This window comes from Pseudomonas sp. S2_A10 (assembly GCF_054668465.1).
Genome location: NZ_CP162773.1, coordinates 5472393 through 5487311 on the forward strand (window position 1 = coordinate 5472393; position 14919 = coordinate 5487311).

14 protein-coding genes are annotated in these 14919 nt (G+C 61.2%); 8 read left to right on the top strand and 6 right to left on the bottom strand.

Annotation, left to right across the window (positions count from 1 at the left end):
• Nucleotides 1-9: 9 nt before the first annotated feature.
• Both AB4N41_RS24460 and AB4N41_RS24465 read left to right on the top strand, forming a co-directional pair.
• Entirely contained in the window at nucleotides 10-537 is a 528-nt protein-coding gene (locus AB4N41_RS24460) for a TRAP transporter small permease (RefSeq protein ID WP_056789065.1), read from the top strand.
• Complete coding sequence (locus AB4N41_RS24465) at nucleotides 537-1817, top strand: TRAP transporter large permease (protein ID WP_016775191.1); 1281 nt, start codon at nucleotides 537-539, stop codon at nucleotides 1815-1817. Before AB4N41_RS24460 ends, AB4N41_RS24465 begins: the two co-directional genes overlap by 1 nt.
• An 85-nt stretch (nucleotides 1818-1902) precedes the next feature.
• Here AB4N41_RS24465 and AB4N41_RS24470 read toward each other — a convergent pair whose 3' ends face one another.
• From AB4N41_RS24470 to AB4N41_RS24480, 3 genes are all read right to left on the bottom strand, one after another.
• Nucleotides 1903-2703, bottom strand: a complete 801-nt coding sequence (locus AB4N41_RS24470; RefSeq protein ID WP_460138128.1) for a sulfite exporter TauE/SafE family protein — start codon at nucleotides 2701-2703, stop codon at nucleotides 1903-1905.
• A 10-nt stretch (nucleotides 2704-2713) separates the two neighbouring features.
• A complete protein-coding gene (locus AB4N41_RS24475; protein WP_252876528.1) occupies nucleotides 2714-3958 on the bottom strand; it encodes an NAD(P)/FAD-dependent oxidoreductase in 1245 nt (414 codons plus the stop codon).
• Between the two features lie 166 nt (nucleotides 3959-4124).
• Nucleotides 4125-4466 (bottom strand): ArsR/SmtB family transcription factor, encoded by a 342-nt coding sequence (locus AB4N41_RS24480; protein ID WP_016775194.1) that lies wholly within the window; start codon nucleotides 4464-4466, stop codon nucleotides 4125-4127.
• 92 nt (nucleotides 4467-4558) lie between these two features.
• Between AB4N41_RS24480 and AB4N41_RS24485 the strand changes: the two genes are divergently transcribed.
• A complete protein-coding gene (locus AB4N41_RS24485) occupies nucleotides 4559-5422 on the top strand; it encodes an MBL fold metallo-hydrolase (protein ID WP_252876530.1) in 864 nt (287 codons plus the stop codon).
• Between the two features lie 177 nt (nucleotides 5423-5599).
• Here AB4N41_RS24485 and bkdR read toward each other — a convergent pair whose 3' ends face one another.
• Nucleotides 5600-6088: a Bkd operon transcriptional regulator BkdR gene (gene bkdR / locus AB4N41_RS24490; protein WP_039762201.1), complete on the bottom strand. Its 489-nt coding sequence runs from the start codon at nucleotides 6086-6088 to the stop codon at nucleotides 5600-5602.
• A 185-nt stretch (nucleotides 6089-6273) separates the two neighbouring features.
• Between bkdR and AB4N41_RS24495 the strand changes: the two genes are divergently transcribed.
• From AB4N41_RS24495 to AB4N41_RS24515, 5 genes are all read left to right on the top strand, one after another.
• Nucleotides 6274-7509 (top strand): 3-methyl-2-oxobutanoate dehydrogenase (2-methylpropanoyl-transferring) subunit alpha, encoded by a 1236-nt coding sequence (locus AB4N41_RS24495; RefSeq protein WP_095182010.1) that lies wholly within the window; start codon nucleotides 6274-6276, stop codon nucleotides 7507-7509.
• 1 nt (nucleotide 7510) lies between these two features.
• Nucleotides 7511-8569, top strand: coding sequence for an alpha-ketoacid dehydrogenase subunit beta (locus AB4N41_RS24500; RefSeq protein ID WP_003224000.1), 1059 nt, complete (start codon nucleotides 7511-7513; stop codon nucleotides 8567-8569).
• Nucleotides 8570-9844: a dihydrolipoamide acetyltransferase family protein gene (locus AB4N41_RS24505; protein ID WP_252876531.1), complete on the top strand. Its 1275-nt coding sequence runs from the start codon at nucleotides 8570-8572 to the stop codon at nucleotides 9842-9844.
• 6 nt (nucleotides 9845-9850) lie between these two features.
• Complete coding sequence (lpdA, locus tag AB4N41_RS24510) at nucleotides 9851-11224, top strand: dihydrolipoyl dehydrogenase (protein WP_252876532.1); 1374 nt, start codon at nucleotides 9851-9853, stop codon at nucleotides 11222-11224.
• A 234-nt stretch (nucleotides 11225-11458) separates the two neighbouring features.
• Nucleotides 11459-12478 carry a branched-chain amino acid aminotransferase gene (locus AB4N41_RS24515; RefSeq protein WP_016775201.1) on the top strand — a complete coding sequence of 340 codons (1020 nt, stop codon included), beginning with the start codon at nucleotides 11459-11461 and terminating at the stop codon, nucleotides 12476-12478.
• 185 nt (nucleotides 12479-12663) lie between these two features.
• Here AB4N41_RS24515 and AB4N41_RS24520 read toward each other — a convergent pair whose 3' ends face one another.
• Together AB4N41_RS24520 and AB4N41_RS24525 are read right to left on the bottom strand one after the other, a co-directional pair.
• Nucleotides 12664-13566 carry a TIGR03915 family putative DNA repair protein gene (locus AB4N41_RS24520; protein WP_236168606.1) on the bottom strand — a complete coding sequence of 301 codons (903 nt, stop codon included), beginning with the start codon at nucleotides 13564-13566 and terminating at the stop codon, nucleotides 12664-12666.
• The gene (locus AB4N41_RS24525; RefSeq protein ID WP_024013352.1) at nucleotides 13563-14783 is read right to left on the bottom strand and encodes a putative DNA modification/repair radical SAM protein; all 1221 of its coding nucleotides are present in this window, start codon (nucleotides 14781-14783) and stop codon (nucleotides 13563-13565) included. Before AB4N41_RS24525 ends, AB4N41_RS24520 begins: the two co-directional genes overlap by 4 nt.
• Nucleotides 14784-14919: the final 136 nt, after the last annotated feature.

Consider the following 14919-nt stretch of genomic DNA (forward strand, 5'->3'; position numbering starts at 1 on the left):
TGGAACCCGATGAAGAATCTGCTGCTGCGTATCAACGACAAGATCTACATGACATGCATCTGGGTCGCCGGCCTTTCCGTCCTGGCGATTTCCCTGATGATTCCCTGGGGCGTCTTCGCCCGCTACGTGCTCGGCACCGGCTCCAGCTGGCCAGAGCCGACGGCGATCCTGCTGATGATGGTGTTCACCTTCATCGGCGCCGCCGCCAGTTACCGCGCCGGTGCGCACATGGCCGTGGCCATGCTCACCGACCGCATGCCACCGCAGCTGAAATCCGCAGCAGCGATTTTTTCGCAACTGCTGATGGCGGCAATCTGCATCTTCATGACCATCTGGGGCACCAAGCTGTGCATCTCCACCTGGAACCAGTTCATGGCCGCCCTGCCCGATCTGCGCGTTGGCGTAACGTATTTGCCGATCCCCGTGGGCGGCCTGCTGACGCTGATTTTTGTTCTGGAAAAACTCTTGCTCGGTGACCAGAGCAAACGGCGGGTCGTGCAGTTCGACCTGGTTGAAGAAAGTGAAGGTGCCGCTTAATGGACGCTCTGATTCTGCTGGGCAGTTTTATCGTATTGATCCTGATCGGCATGCCGGTCGCCTACGCGTTGGGCGCCGCCGCGCTGATCGGCGCGTGGTGGATCGACATTCCCTTCCAGGCGGTGATGATCCAGGTCGCCTCGGGGGTGAACAAATTCTCGCTGCTGGCCATTCCGTTCTTCGTCCTGGCCGGCGCGATCATGGCCGAGGGCGGTATGTCCCGGCGGCTGGTGGCATGTGCGGGGGTGCTGGTGGGTTTCGTCCGCGGTGGCCTGTCGCTGGTCAACATTGTTGCCTCGACTTTCTTCGGCGCGATCTCCGGTTCGTCGGTGGCTGACACGGCGTCGGTGGGTTCGGTGCTGATTCCGGAAATGGAACGCAAGGGCTATCCACGGGACTTCTCCACCGCCGTGACCGTCAGCGGCTCGGTGCAAGCCCTGCTGACTCCGCCAAGCCATAACTCGGTGCTCTACTCGCTGGCCGCTGGCGGTACGGTGTCGATCGCTTCGCTGTTCATGGCCGGCATCGTCCCGGGCCTGCTGATGAGCGCCTGCCTGATGGTGCTGTGCCTGATCTTCGCGAAAAAGCGCAACTACCCCAAGGGCGAAGTGATTCCGATGCGCCAGGCGCTGAAGATCGTCGGCGAAGCCCTGTGGGGCATGATGGCGATGGTGATCATCCTCGGCGGCATTCTCTCGGGTATTTTCACCGCCACTGAATCGGCGGCCATCGCGGTGCTGTGGTCATTCTTCGTGACCATGTTCATCTACCGCGACTACAAATGGAGCGAGCTGCCCAAGCTGATGCACCGCACGGTGCGCACCATCTCCATTGTGATGATCCTGATCGGTTTCGCCGCCAGCTTCGGCTACATCATGACCCTGATGCAGATCCCGGCGAAGATCACCACGCTGTTCCTGACCCTGTCGGACAACCGCTACGTGATCCTGATGTGCATCAACGTGATGTTGCTGCTGTTGGGCACGGTGATGGACATGGCGCCGCTGATCCTGATCCTCACGCCGATCCTGATGCCAGTGATCATGGGCATCGGTGTCGATCCGGTGCAGTTCGGCATGATCATGCTGGTGAACCTGGGGATCGGATTGATAACACCGCCGGTGGGCGCGGTGCTCTTCGTCGGCTCGGCGGTGGGCAAGGTCAGTATCGAAAGCACCGTAAAAGCGCTGCTGCCGTTCTATGGCGTGCTGTTCCTGGTGCTGCTGCTGGTGACCTACGTTCCAGCGATTTCGCTGTGGCTGCCGCACCTGGTGTTGTAACCCGCTGAAAAGATCGCAGCTCCTGCAGGAATCGCATACCCCTGTAGGAGCTGTCGAGTGCAACGAGGCTGTGATCTGTTGATCTTCACGCCCGCACCAGCATGTACCCCGCCACCACCAGACAGACACTGGCAAACCCCACCTGCAACGCCCGCGCCGGCACCTGCGCGCACAGCCTGCGACCGACGATCATGCCAACGATGCTGGCGACAATGAACGCCGCACCCTGACTGTCGATACGCACCCCCGCATGAAACGCGCCGATCACCCCGATCGCGGAAATCAGACTGATCACCATCAACGACGTCGCAACGATGCCGCGCATCTGCACATCGGTCAGTTGCTTGAACGCCGGCACGATCAGAAAGCCGCCGCCGACGCCGAGCAAGCCCGAAACCACGCCGGTAATCGCGCCCAGTGCAGCCAGAGTGGCGGTGCATTTGACGGTCCAGTCGAAGCGCCCGGTCTGCTCGTTGAGCATGCAGTTTTTCTGGCCCCAACTGGCGTGGCCGTGATCGCTCGGCCCCGCTTGCTGACGGTCCTTTCTGAACATTCGCCAGGCGACCAGGACCATCAGCAGGCTGAACAGAATCATCAGAATCTTTTCCGGCAACTGATGCGCGAAGTAGATCCCCAGCGGCGAAAACACCGCGCCCAGTGCCGCAATCAACAGCGCCGCGCGGTAACGCACCAGGCCATGGCGCAAACCGTCGATAGCACCGACCGCTGCCGCGCTGCCGACCGCAAACAAGGCCACCGGCGCCGCTTGCGTCATCGTCCAGCCGAGCCCGAGCACCAGCGCCGGCACCGCGAGAATCCCGCCGCCCGCGCCGGTCAGGCCGAGGACCAAACCCATCACCACGCCAAACAGACTTGCCAGCAACATAGGAGTTTTCTCAGTCGACCCTGGACAGACGCGTCAGCCACTCGCGGCCCTTGAGCATGCCGTGCCAGTAGAACCACGGCAGCAGCGTCGCCTTCAGCCACCATGCCGAACGGCGGGCCACGGTCGGGTTCAGCGGGAAAGTCGGCAGCAGTTTGCCGCCATAGCCGAACTCGGCGAGGATCACCTTGCCCTTCTCCACCGTCAGCGGGCACGAGCCGTAGCCGTCGTACTTGAGCGGCAGCGGCTGTTGTTTGCGCGCGGCCAGCAGGTTTTGCGCAACGACGACAACCTGCTTGCGCACCGCTGCGGCAGTTTTCGCATTGCTGGTGCCGCAGATATCGCCCAGTGCGAACACCTCGGGATAACGCGGATGCTGCAGGCTGTGTGGATCGACTTCGCACCAACCGCCGGCATCGGCCAGCGGACTCTGTGCGATGAAATCCGGCGCGACTTGTGGCGGCACGACGTGCAGCAGGTCGAAGGTTTTCGCGACCCGGCTGACATTGCCGTCGGCGTCCTTGACGTCAAACCAGGCGGTTTTCGCCGGGCCGTCGACCTTGACCAGATTCGAGTTGAACGCCAGTTGCGCGTCGTACTGTTCGATGTACTTCATCAACGGCGGCACGAAGGTCGGCACGCCAAACAGCGCAGCGCCAGCGAGATTGAATTCAACGTTGATGTCTTTCAGCACGGCGGATTTGCGCCAGTGATCGCAAGACAGGTACAGGGCTTTTTGCGGCGCGCCGGCGCATTTGATCGGCATCGCCGGCTGGGTGAACAGCGCCCGGCCATCGCGCAGTTTCTGCACTTGATCCCAGGTGTACTGGGCGTGTTGATAGCTGTAGTTGGAGGTGACGCCGTGCTGACCGAGGCTTTCCTGCAAGCCTTCGACTTTTTCCCAGGCCAGGCGCAGGCCGGGGCAGACGATCAGGTTCTGATAGCTGACGGTGCGCTGGTCGTCGAGGGTGAGTTGGCGGCTTTGCGGGTCGATGGCGCTGACACTGGCCTGAATCCACGTCGCCTGACGCGGCATGACTTTGCTCATCGGCCTGACGGTGTCTTTCACATCAAACGCACCACCGCCGACCAGCGTCCACGCCGGTTGATAGTAGTGCTGTGAACTCGGTTCGATCACGGTGACTTTGAGCTGCGGGTCACGCTTGAGCAGGCTGGCGACAAAACCGATGCCGGCCGTGCCACCGCCGATGACCACGATGTCCGCACTGATGGATAGGCCCCAGTGTTGATCGTTCATTGCTTGTTCCTTTTGCTGCACGCAAGGATTTTTTGGCTCACCACAACAACCAATGTGGGAGCGAGCCTGCTCGCGAAAGCGGTGGCTCAGTCAACTATTCGTCGGCTGACACGCCGCCTTCGCGAGCAGGCTCGCTCCCACAGGAGATGTTTGTGAGGGCTGGCATTTATGGCTGTTCCCAGCTCTTGAGTACCGCTCCGCAATACAGCCCCGAGAGGGTTTTCATCACCTGAATCACTTCGTGACTGGCCAGGCCGTAGAAAATGTATTTGCCTTCTCGGCGGGTCGCGACCAGCCCTTCGTCGCGCAAGATGCCCAGTTGTTGGGACAGCGTCGGCTGGCGTACGCCGGTCATTTTTTCCAGTTCGCCGACGTTGCGTTCGCCCTGGGTCAGTTGACAGAGGATCAACAGGCGATCCTCATTGGCCAGGGCTTTGAGCAAGGCGCAGGCTTTGGACGCCGAGGCGCGCAGTTGGGCGACTTCACATTCGGTCAGACTGGATTGCATTTGCACGAGGCCTTGAAGGTCACTTAAGCTGCGAACATTATGTTTTTACATAAAGTGTTGCAACCCGAAATTACCCAGCACAGGTTTTCGCCATGCCCGCCCTGATTGAAGCGTTCCTCGACCCCGCCTCCTCGACCTACAGCTACGTGGTCTACGAAGCCGACGGCGGCCAGTGCGCGATCGTCGACCCGGTGCTCGATTACGATGGCGCCGCCGGGCGCACCGGCACGGCGCAGGCGGACAAGATCATCGCTTTCGTGCGTGTGCACCGGCTGCAAGTGCAATGGCTACTGGAAACCCACGCCCACGCCGATCACCTCTCCGCCGCGCCGTACCTGCGTCGAGAACTGGGCGGCAAGATCGCCATCGGTGAATCGATCAGCAAAGTGCAGAATGTGTTCAAGGCGCTGTTCAATCTGGAGCCGGAATTTTGCGTCGATGGCTCGCAGTTCGATCACCTGTTCGCGCCGAACGAATCGTTCCTGATCGGCAACCTCAAGGCCACCGCCCTGCACGTCCCCGGCCATACACCAGCGGACATGGCCTACCTGGTCGACGGCGAACAGATCCTCGTCGGCGACACGCTGTTCATGCCCGATGTCGGCACCGCGCGCTGTGATTTCCCCGGTGGCAATGCGCAGCACTTGTTCAAGTCGATCCAGAAGCTGTTGGCTTTTCCGGCGAGCGTGAAGCTTTACGTTTGCCACGATTACCCGCCCGAGGGCCGCGCCTCGCAGTGCCAGACCACTGTCGGCGAACAGCGCAAAAGCAATATTCATGTGCATGACGGGATCGATGAAGCGGCGTTCGTCGAGATGCGCACGACACGTGACGCTGGGTTAGGCATGCCGACGTTGCTGCTGCCGGCGATTCAGGTGAACGTACGGGCGGGGAATCTGCCGGCGCCTGAGGACAACGGCGTGGTTTACCTGAAGATTCCGCTCAACAAACTCTGACCGCGCTGATTCACGCGCGGAGCCAACTGATCGTTCCCAAGCGCAGCAAAGGAATGCCGCCAGGGACGCTCCGCGTTCCGCCTCAAGAAGTGACGCAGAGCGTCACGGGATGCATTCCCACGCGGAGCGTGGGAACGATCGGCGAATGGAGCTGCCGTGGCTGCGATGTTTTGATCTTCACGTCCCCAACGTCAAACCGTTCGCAGGCAATGGCAACGCGGTCTTGTAGCGCACCTGCTTGAGCGCAAAGCTGGAGCGGATGTTCGCCACCCCCGGCACCTTGGTCAGAAAATCCATCATGAAGCGTTCCAGCGACTGAATGCTCGGCACCAGCACACGGATCAGATAATCCGGGTCGCCGGCCATCAGATAGCACTCCATCACCTCCGGCCGATCAGAAATCGCCTCCTCGAAGTGCTGCAGCGCTTCCTCCACCTGCTTTTCCAGGCTGACGTGAATGAACACATTCACATGCAGCCCCAGCAGATCGGCATCCAGCAACGTGACCTGCTCGCGAATCAGACCCAATTCTTCCATGGCCTTGACCCGGTTGAAGCATGGCGTCGGCGACAGGTTCACCGAACGGGCGAGGTCGGCATTGGTGATCCGCGCGTTCTCCTGAAGGCTGTTGAGAATGCCGATGTCGGTACGGTCCAGTTTGCGCATGAGACAAAACCACCTGTTTTTTATGTTTATGCAGAATTTCTATCTGCAAATGGTCGCCAGCGCAACGAAACACAGAGAAATATTCTTCTTGGCCGCGCCTATGATTGTTGTAGGACAAGATTTCCCCTACCCGGGAATGACTGCCAGCTCACTACAAGAAATTCACAAGATCGAGCGTAGAAGCCATGACCCAAGCGTATGAACCGCTGCGCCTGCACGTCCCTGAACCCTCGGGCCGTCCCGGCTGCAAAACCGATTTTTCCTACCTGCATTTGACCGATGCCGGTACGGTGCGCAAACCTCCTGTCGATGTAGAACCTGCCGATACCGCCGACCTCGCCCGTGGCCTGATTCGCGTGCTCGACGATCAGGGCAACGCCCTCGGCCCGTGGGCCGAAAACGTGCCGGTCGAGATCCTGCGCAAAGGCATGCGCGCGATGCTCAAGACGCGCATCTACGACAACCGCATGGTCGTCGCCCAGCGGCAGAAAAAGATGTCGTTCTACATGCAGAGCCTTGGCGAAGAAGCCATCGGCAGCGCCCAGGCATTGGCGCTGAACATCGATGACATGTGCTTCCCGACCTATCGCCAGCAAAGCATCCTCATGGCCCGCGATGTACCGCTGGTCGACCTGATCTGCCAGTTGCTGTCCAACGAGCGCGATCCGCTCAAGGGCCGCCAGTTGCCGATCATGTACTCGGTCAAGGACGCTGGCTTCTTCACCATTTCCGGCAACCTCGCCACCCAATTCATTCAGGGCGTCGGCTGGGGCATGGCCTCGGCGATCAAGGGCGATACGAAAATCGCCTCGGCGTGGATCGGTGACGGCGCCACCGCCGAATCGGACTTCCACACCGCCCTCACCTTCGCCCACGTTTATCGCGCGCCGGTGATCCTCAACGTGGTCAACAACCAGTGGGCGATTTCCACCTTCCAGGCCATCGCCGGCGGTGAAGCCACGACTTTCGCCGGACGCGGCGTCGGTTGCGGCATCGCCTCGCTGCGTGTCGACGGCAACGATTTCTATGCGGTCTACGCCGCTTCCGCCTGGGCTGCCGAACGCGCCCGCCGCAACCTCGGCCCGACCATGATCGAATGGGTCACTTACCGCGCCGGCCCGCACTCGACCTCCGACGACCCATCGAAATACCGCCCTGCCGATGACTGGAGCCACTTCCCGCTCGGCGATCCGATCGCGCGTCTGAAACAGCACCTGATCAAGGTCGGTCACTGGTCGGAGGAAGAGCACACCGCCGTCAGCGCTGAACTCGAGGCCGAAGTGATTGCTGCGCAGAAACAGGCCGAACAGTACGGCACCCTCGCCGGCGGTCAGATTCCAAGCGCCGCGACCATGTTCGAAGACGTCTACAAAGAGATGCCGGAGCACTTGAAGCGCCAGCGTCAGCAGTTGGGGATCTGACATGAACGATCACAACAACAATATTCAGTTGGAAACCGCCATGACCACGACCACCATGACCATGATCCAGGCCCTGCGCTCGGCCATGGATGTGATGCTTGAGCGTGATGACAACGTCGTCGTCTTCGGTCAGGACGTCGGCTACTTCGGCGGCGTGTTCCGCTGCACCGAAGGCCTGCAGACCAAGTACGGCACCTCGCGGGTGTTCGACGCACCGATCTCGGAAAGCGGCATTGTCGGCGTCGCCGTCGGCATGGGCGCCTACGGTTTGCGTCCGGTCGCCGAAATCCAGTTCGCCGACTACGTCTACCCCGCCTCCGACCAGATCATTTCCGAAGCGGCGCGTCTGCGTTATCGCTCGGCCGGCGAGTTCACCGCACCGATGACCCTGCGCATGCCTTGCGGCGGCGGCATCTACGGCGGCCAGACCCACAGCCAGAGCATCGAGGCGATGTTCACTCAGGTCTGCGGTCTGCGTACGGTGATGCCGTCCAACCCGTACGACGCCAAAGGCTTGCTGATCGCCTCCATCGAAAACGATGACCCGGTGATCTTCCTCGAGCCGAAACGCCTGTACAACGGCCCGTTCGATGGCCATCACGACCGCCCGGTAACCCCGTGGTCGAAACATCCGCAAGCCCAGGTGCCGGACGGTTACTACACCGTGCCGCTGGACGTTGCCGCGATCACTCGCCCGGGCAAGGACGTGACCGTGCTGACCTACGGCACCACCGTCTACGTCTCGCAAGTCGCTGCCGAAGAATCCGGCGTCGATGCCGAAGTCATCGACCTGCGCAGCCTGTGGCCGCTGGACCTGGAAACCATCGTCAAGTCGGTGAAGAAAACCGGCCGCTGCGTGGTGGTACACGAAGCCACCCGCACCTGCGGTTTCGGCGCCGAGCTGGTATCGCTGGTGCAAGAGCACTGCTTCCATCACCTGGAAGCGCCGATCGAACGCGTCACCGGTTGGGACACTCCCTACCCGCACGCGCAGGAGTGGGCGTATTTCCCAGGGCCGTCCCGCGTGGGCGCGGCGTTGAAACGGGTCATGGAGGTCTGAATGGGCACGCACGTTATCAAGATGCCGGACATCGGCGAAGGCATCGCAGAAGTAGAACTGTCGCAGTGGCACGTCAAGGTTGGCGATCTGGTGGTTGAAGACCAGGTGCTGGCGGATGTCATGACCGACAAGGCGATGGTCGATATTCCGTCGCCGGTACACGGGAAAGTGATTGCCCTTGGTGGTCAGCCGGGTGAAGTGATGGCGGTCGGCAGTGTGCTGATCAGCATTGAAGTTGAAGGTGCCGGCAACCTTAAAGAGTCCGCCGCACCCGCGCATGTCAAAGAAGCACCGGTTGCGCCGAACGTTGAGACTGCTGTCGAAAGCAAGCCCGCCGCAGCCGCCGCACCACGTCCGGCTGCCGTTTGCCAGGGTCCGATGGTCGCTCGCGAAGCGGATGAACGCCCGCTAGCCTCGCCAGCCGTGCGCAAACATGCGCTGGATCTGGGCATTCAATTGCGCTTGGTGCGCGGCTCCGGCCCGGCCGGTCGCGTGTTGCACGAAGACCTTGAAGCCTATCTGGCGCAAGGTCAGTCGAACGCTTCGGCGCCGGCCGCTGCCGCTTATGCCCAGCGCCACGACGAAGAACAGATTCAAGTGATCGGCATGCGCCGCAAGATCGCCCAGCGCATGCAGGATGCCACTCAGCGTGCCGCGCACTTCAGTTATGTCGAGGAAATCGACGTCACCGCAATCGAAGAACTGCGCGCGCATCTGAATGAAAAACATGGCGCCAGCCGTGGCAAGTTGACCTTGTTGCCGTTCCTTGTTCGCGCGCTGGTCGTCGCCCTGCGCGACTTCCCGCAGATGAACGCCCGTTACGATGACGAAGCGCAAGTCATCACCCGCCTCGGTGCGGTGCATGTCGGCGTCGCCACGCAAAGCGATGTAGGCCTGATGGTGCCCGTGGTGCGTCACGCCGAAGCGCGCAGCCTGTGGGACAGCGCCGCCGAAATTTCGCGTTTGGCCAACGCCGCGCGCAATGGCAAGGCCAGCCGTGATGAGCTGTCCGGCTCGACCATCACCCTGACCAGCCTCGGCGCATTGGGCGGCATTGTCAGCACGCCGGTGCTGAACCTGCCGGAAGTGGCCATTGTCGGCGTGAACAAAATCGTCGAACGGCCAATGGTGGTCAAAGGCCAAGTGGTGATCCGCAAGATGATGAACCTCTCCAGCTCCTTCGATCACCGCGTGGTCGACGGCATGGACGCGGCGCTCTTCATTCAGGCCATTCGTGGCTTGCTCGAACAACCCGCTACCTTGTTTGTGGAGTAAGCCCGAATGCAATCTCTGAACACCACGCTGCTGATTATCGGCGGCGGCCCCGGCGGTTACGTCACGGCGATCCGCGCCGGGCAATTGGGTATTCCGACCATTCTGGTCGAAGGCCAGTCGTTGGGCGGCACCTGCTTGAATATCGGCTGCATTCCGTCGAAAGCGCTGATTCATGTGGCTGAGCAGTTTCATCAGACGCAGCATCACAGCCAGCATTCGGCGCTCGGCATCAGCGTTGCCGCGCCGACCCTGGATATCAGCAAAAGCGTCGAGTGGAAGGACGGCATCGTTGATCGCCTGACCACTGGCGTCGCCGCGCTGCTGAAGAAAAACAAGGTCCAGGTCATCAATGGCTGGGCGAAAATCATCGACGGCAAAACCGTGGAAGTCGCCGATACGCGCATCCAGTGCGAACATCTGGTGCTGGCCACCGGTTCGACCAGCGTCAACCTGCCGATCCTGCCGATTGGCGGGCCGATCATTTCCTCCACCGAAGCGCTGGCACCGACGTCTGTGCCGAAACGTCTGGTGGTGGTCGGCGGTGGTTACATCGGCCTGGAGCTGGGCATCGCTTATCGCAAGCTCGGCGCCGAGGTCAGCGTGGTCGAAGCACAGGACCGCATCCTGCCGGCCTATGACGCGGAGCTGACACAACCGGTCCACGACGCGCTGAAGCAGTTGGGCGTGAAGCTGTACCTCAAGCACAGCGTGCTCGGTTTCGACGGCACGTTGCAGGTGCGCGATCCCGAAGGCGAAACCCTCAATCTGGAAACCGATCAGGTACTGGTTGCCGTCGGCCGCAAACCCAATACGCAGGGATTTAATCTCGAAGCGCTGAATCTGGACATGAACGGTTCGGCGATCAGGATCGACAGCCGTTGCCAGACCAGCATGCGCAACGTCTACGCCATTGGCGATGTGAGCGGCGAACCGATGCTGGCCCACCGCGCCATGGCCCAGGGCGAGATGGTTGCCGAGCTGATCAGTGGCAAGAGCCGTGAGTTCAACCCGACCGCCATCGCCGCCGTGTGCTTTACCGACCCGGAACTGGTGGTGGTCGGCACAACCCCGGACGAGGCCAAGGCTGCGGGGCTGGACTGCATCGTTTCCAGCTTCCCGTTCGCCGCCAACGGCCGGGCGATGACCCTGGAATCGAAAAGCGGCTTCGTCCGCGTGGTCGCACGTCGCGACAATCATCTGATTGTCGGCTGGCAAGCGGTGGGCGTTGGGGTTTCCGAACTGTCGACGGCGTTTGCGCAAAGCCTGGAAATGGGCGCGCGACTGGAAGACATCGGCGGCACCATCCATGCCCACCCGACCTTGGGTGAGGCGGTGCAGGAAGCGGCGTTGCGGGCGCTGGGGCATGCGCTGCATATGTGATGTGCGGTGGCAGTGATGGCCCCTTCGCGAGCAGGCTCGCTCCCACAATGGGAATGCATTTCAAATGTGGGAGCGAGCCTGCTCGCGAATTCTGGAGGGCAACACGATTTATCTGTGTGTCATCCGATAGTCCGGGCTGCGAAACCGCTCAAGAATGAAGTATTGTTGTGCCCATCCAAAAAAACGTCAGAAGCCTTGAACCGTTTCGGCGGTTGTTCAGTGATAGAGGGTGTCATGGGTAACGAAAGCATCAATTGGGACAAGCTGGGTTTTGACTACATCAAGACCGACAAGCGCTATCTGTCGTACTTTCGCGATGGCGAGTGGGACAAAGGCACCCTGACCGAAGATAACGTCCTGCACATCAGCGAAGGCTCCACCGCCCTTCACTATGGTCAGCAGTGCTTCGAAGGCATGAAGGCCTATCGCTGCAAGGACGGCTCGATCAACCTGTTCCGCCCGGACCAGAACGCCCTGCGCATGCAACGCAGCTGCGCGCGTCTGCTGATGCCGACGGTCGACACCGAGCAGTTCATCGAAGCCTGCAAAGCCGTGGTCCGCGCCAACGAGCGTTTCATCCCGCCTTACGGCACTGGCGGCGCGCTGTACCTGCGTCCGTTCGTGATCGGCGTCGGTGACAACATCGGCGTACGCACCGCGCCCGAATTCATTTTCTCGATTTTCTGCATCCCGGTCGGCGCCTACTTCAAGGGCGGCCTGACCCCGCACAACTTCCAGATCTCCAGCTACGACCGCGCGGCCCCGCAAGGCACCGGTGCGGCCAAGGTCGGTGGCAACTACGCCGCCAGCCTGATGCCGGGCTCGAAAGCCAAGAAAGCCAACTTCGCCGATGCGATCTACCTCGATCCGATGACCCACACCAAGATCGAGGAAGTCGGTTCGGCCAACTTCTTCGGGATCACCCACGACAACAAGTTCGTCACCCCGAACTCGCCGTCGGTCCTGCCAGGCATCACCCGCCTGTCGCTGATCGAACTGGCCAAATCGCGTCTGGGCCTGGAAGTGGTTGAAGGCGACGTGCTGATCGACAAGCTGTCGGACTTCAAGGAAGCCGGTGCCTGCGGTACCGCTGCGGTGATCACGCCGATTGGCGGCATCAGCTACAACGACCACCTGCATGTGTTCCATAGCGAAACCGAGGTAGGCCCGGTAACCCAGCAGCTCTACAAAGAGCTGACTGGCGTGCAGACCGGCGACATCGAAGCGCCAGCGGGCTGGATCGTCAAGGTTTGATCTGACGACTGCTGATGCTCAAAAGCCCTCCACCGAGTGATTGGTGGGGGGCTTTTTTGTAGGGCTGGGCTCTGGTGTCGTATTGAAGAACGTCACCCCCTCACCCCAGCCCTCTCCCCCAAGGGGGCGAGGGGGAAAGGGAGCCGACTTGTGTGCTTTTCAAAAATCGCGTTCACCTCGGCCATTCAGGTCGATGGAGTTCGCAAGAACACCTCGGTCGGCTCCCTCTCCCTCCGGGAGAGGGCTGGGGTGAGGGTTTGCTTTTGATTTTTGGAGGCAATGCGCTTGCCCGTCCGATCCGAAATTCCGCTCGCCTGCCCATTCTGCTGCTTGCCCATCCGCGCCTGGGTGATCAATCCCGGTATCAACTCACCCTCCGGCAGATTCTTCCAGAACCGCACCGGCAGATGTCCTTGCATGACCTTCGGGTTCAACCGCGCCGGGTTGAAGATGTGGCTGTAGTAGGTCAACCACAAATCGCCGTGGGGATCGTCGACGTTCTGCGCCAGTTGCTGCCACTCAATCGGGCACTGCCGCTCGTGAATCAATTGCTCACCGTCGTAATAAACGCCGTCACGCGGAGTGGCGATCAACCAGCGATGCTGGCCCATGCGCCCGATAAAGTGCTCGCTGGCGCTGTGCAGAATGTCATGCGCCGGCTCATGCCACGCCACGTATTGTGGACCGGGCAGATCCTTCGACCGCTCGATGAAACGCACGAATGCATGCAGATGATGGGCCTCGCGGCTGACCTGCTTGATGCGCCGCTGCAACTCGCTGCCGAGCTTGTCGCCCGCCATCATCGCCGTGCGGTCGCCGTGACTGACGCGCCAGAGCACTTCATACAACAGGCTCCAGCGTTGCTCGCCGCGATAGCGCGCCGCTTGTTCGAGGGTGTCGAGCAGCGCTCGGGGAATACGCGCCTGAAACGGCCCCTGCCCCTCGGGCACGTGCTCATCACTGGCAAACAGATCGCCCACCCCTTCCGCCGCCCAGCTCACCAGGCTCGGATCGATTTCATGGCTGAGCAACCAGCGCGCCTGCTGACGCCATGTGTCGAACAGGTCATCGCAATCAAGACTGATCATCCCCACAACCCCATCTGCTGCGGCATCGGTCGGTCGCGCAATTGCTGATAGAGCATGTGGCTGGTGACTTCCGCCTGTTGCGGGTGGTAATCGCTGGTGATGATGAAAGGCTTCGCCTTGGCCAGCACGCAGCGCATCCGCGCCACGTCTTCGTAACGGATTCGCCGCTGACGGCGCAACTCGACCAGGCGCTCGGTGGTGCGCAAGCCAATGCCCGGGATGCGCGCGATCAACGTCGCGTCGGCACGGTTCAGGTCCAGCGGAAACACTTCGCGATTTTCCAGCGCCCAGGCCAGCTTCGGGTCGATATCAAGCGCCAGATTGCCCGGGCCTTTAAGCAATTCGTCAGCGCTGTAGCCGTAGCTGCGCAGGAGGAAATCAGCCTGATACAAACGGTGCTCGCGCATCAGCGGCGGCGCGGCGAGCGGTACGCTTTTCGGGCTGTCGGGGATCGGGCTGAACGCCGAGTAATAGACCCGGCGCAAACGGAAGTTGCCGTACAAGGATTGGGCGCTGTGGAGGATGGTGCTGTCGTCGGTGTCATCGGCACCGACGATCAATTGCGTGCTCTGCCCGGCCGGGGCGAATTTCGCCGAGCGCGGCTCGTTCAACACTGTTTGCACGCCGGTGTAGATGGTGTTCATCGCTTGCTTGATCGAGGTGATGTCCTTCTCCGGCGCCAGCGTCTGCAGGCTGGCGTCGGTGGGCAATTCTATGTTGACGCTGAGGCGGTCGGCGTAACGCCCAGCCTCCTCGATCAAGGCCGGATCGGCTTCCGGAATGGTCTTCAAATGGATGTAGCCGCGAAATTCGTGCTCTTCTCGGAGCAACTTCGCCACCCGCACCAGTTGCTCCATGGTGTAGTCCGCCGAGCGAATGATCCCGGAGCTGAGAAACAGGCCGCTGACGCAGTTGCGGCGGTAGAAATCCATGGTCAGCGTCACGACTTCTTCCGGGGTGAAGCGCGCACGCGGCACATCGCTGGAACGGCGGTTGACGCAGTACTGGCAATCGTAAAGGCAGAAGTTAGTCAGCAGGATTTTCAGCAACGACACACAGCGCCCGTCCGGCGTGTAGCTGTGACAGATGCCCATGCCATCCGTCGAACCAAGCCCGCTCTTGCCCTCGGAGCTGCGCTTGGGCGCACCGCTGCTGGCGCAGGAGGCGTCATATTTGGCGGCGTCGGCGAGGATGCTCAGCTTGTCGATGATTTGCATGGCGCGGGCTCTTTACTGTGTGCATATACAGTATAGGCTCGCCCACCGGGAAACAAGTTGATGGATGACCCCTCGTCGGCTGGCCAGCTGAATTGTGGCCGCCCGCGAAAACCTGTGGGAGCGAGCCTGCTCGCGA

Bases quoted from the DNA above. Each gene is read 5' to 3' on its own strand.
- AB4N41_RS24465 (WP_016775191.1), top strand. From the start codon at position 537: ATGGACGCTCTGATTCTGCTGGGCAGTTTTATCGTATTGATCCTGATC.
- AB4N41_RS24520 (WP_236168606.1), bottom strand. From the start codon at position 13,566: ATGATCAGTCTTGATTGCGATGACCTGTTCGACACATGGCGTCAGCAG.
- AB4N41_RS24485 (WP_252876530.1), top strand. From the start codon at position 4,559: ATGCCCGCCCTGATTGAAGCGTTCCTCGACCCCGCCTCCTCGACCTAC.
- AB4N41_RS24475 (WP_252876528.1), bottom strand. From the start codon at position 3,958: ATGAACGATCAACACTGGGGCCTATCCATCAGTGCGGACATCGTGGTC.
- bkdR (WP_039762201.1), bottom strand. From the start codon at position 6,088: ATGCGCAAACTGGACCGTACCGACATCGGCATTCTCAACAGCCTTCAG.
- AB4N41_RS24500 (WP_003224000.1), top strand. From the start codon at position 7,511: ATGAACGATCACAACAACAATATTCAGTTGGAAACCGCCATGACCACG.
- AB4N41_RS24470 (WP_460138128.1), bottom strand. From the start codon at position 2,703: ATGTTGCTGGCAAGTCTGTTTGGCGTGGTGATGGGTTTGGTCCTCGGC.
- AB4N41_RS24460 (WP_056789065.1), top strand. From the start codon at position 10: ATGAAGAATCTGCTGCTGCGTATCAACGACAAGATCTACATGACATGC.
- AB4N41_RS24495 (WP_095182010.1), top strand. From the start codon at position 6,274: ATGACCCAAGCGTATGAACCGCTGCGCCTGCACGTCCCTGAACCCTCG.
- AB4N41_RS24480 (WP_016775194.1), bottom strand. From the start codon at position 4,466: ATGCAATCCAGTCTGACCGAATGTGAAGTCGCCCAACTGCGCGCCTCG.
- AB4N41_RS24525 (WP_024013352.1), bottom strand. From the start codon at position 14,783: ATGCAAATCATCGACAAGCTGAGCATCCTCGCCGACGCCGCCAAATAT.
- lpdA (WP_252876532.1), top strand. From the start codon at position 9,851: ATGCAATCTCTGAACACCACGCTGCTGATTATCGGCGGCGGCCCCGGC.
- AB4N41_RS24515 (WP_016775201.1), top strand. From the start codon at position 11,459: ATGGGTAACGAAAGCATCAATTGGGACAAGCTGGGTTTTGACTACATC.
- AB4N41_RS24505 (WP_252876531.1), top strand. From the start codon at position 8,570: ATGGGCACGCACGTTATCAAGATGCCGGACATCGGCGAAGGCATCGCA.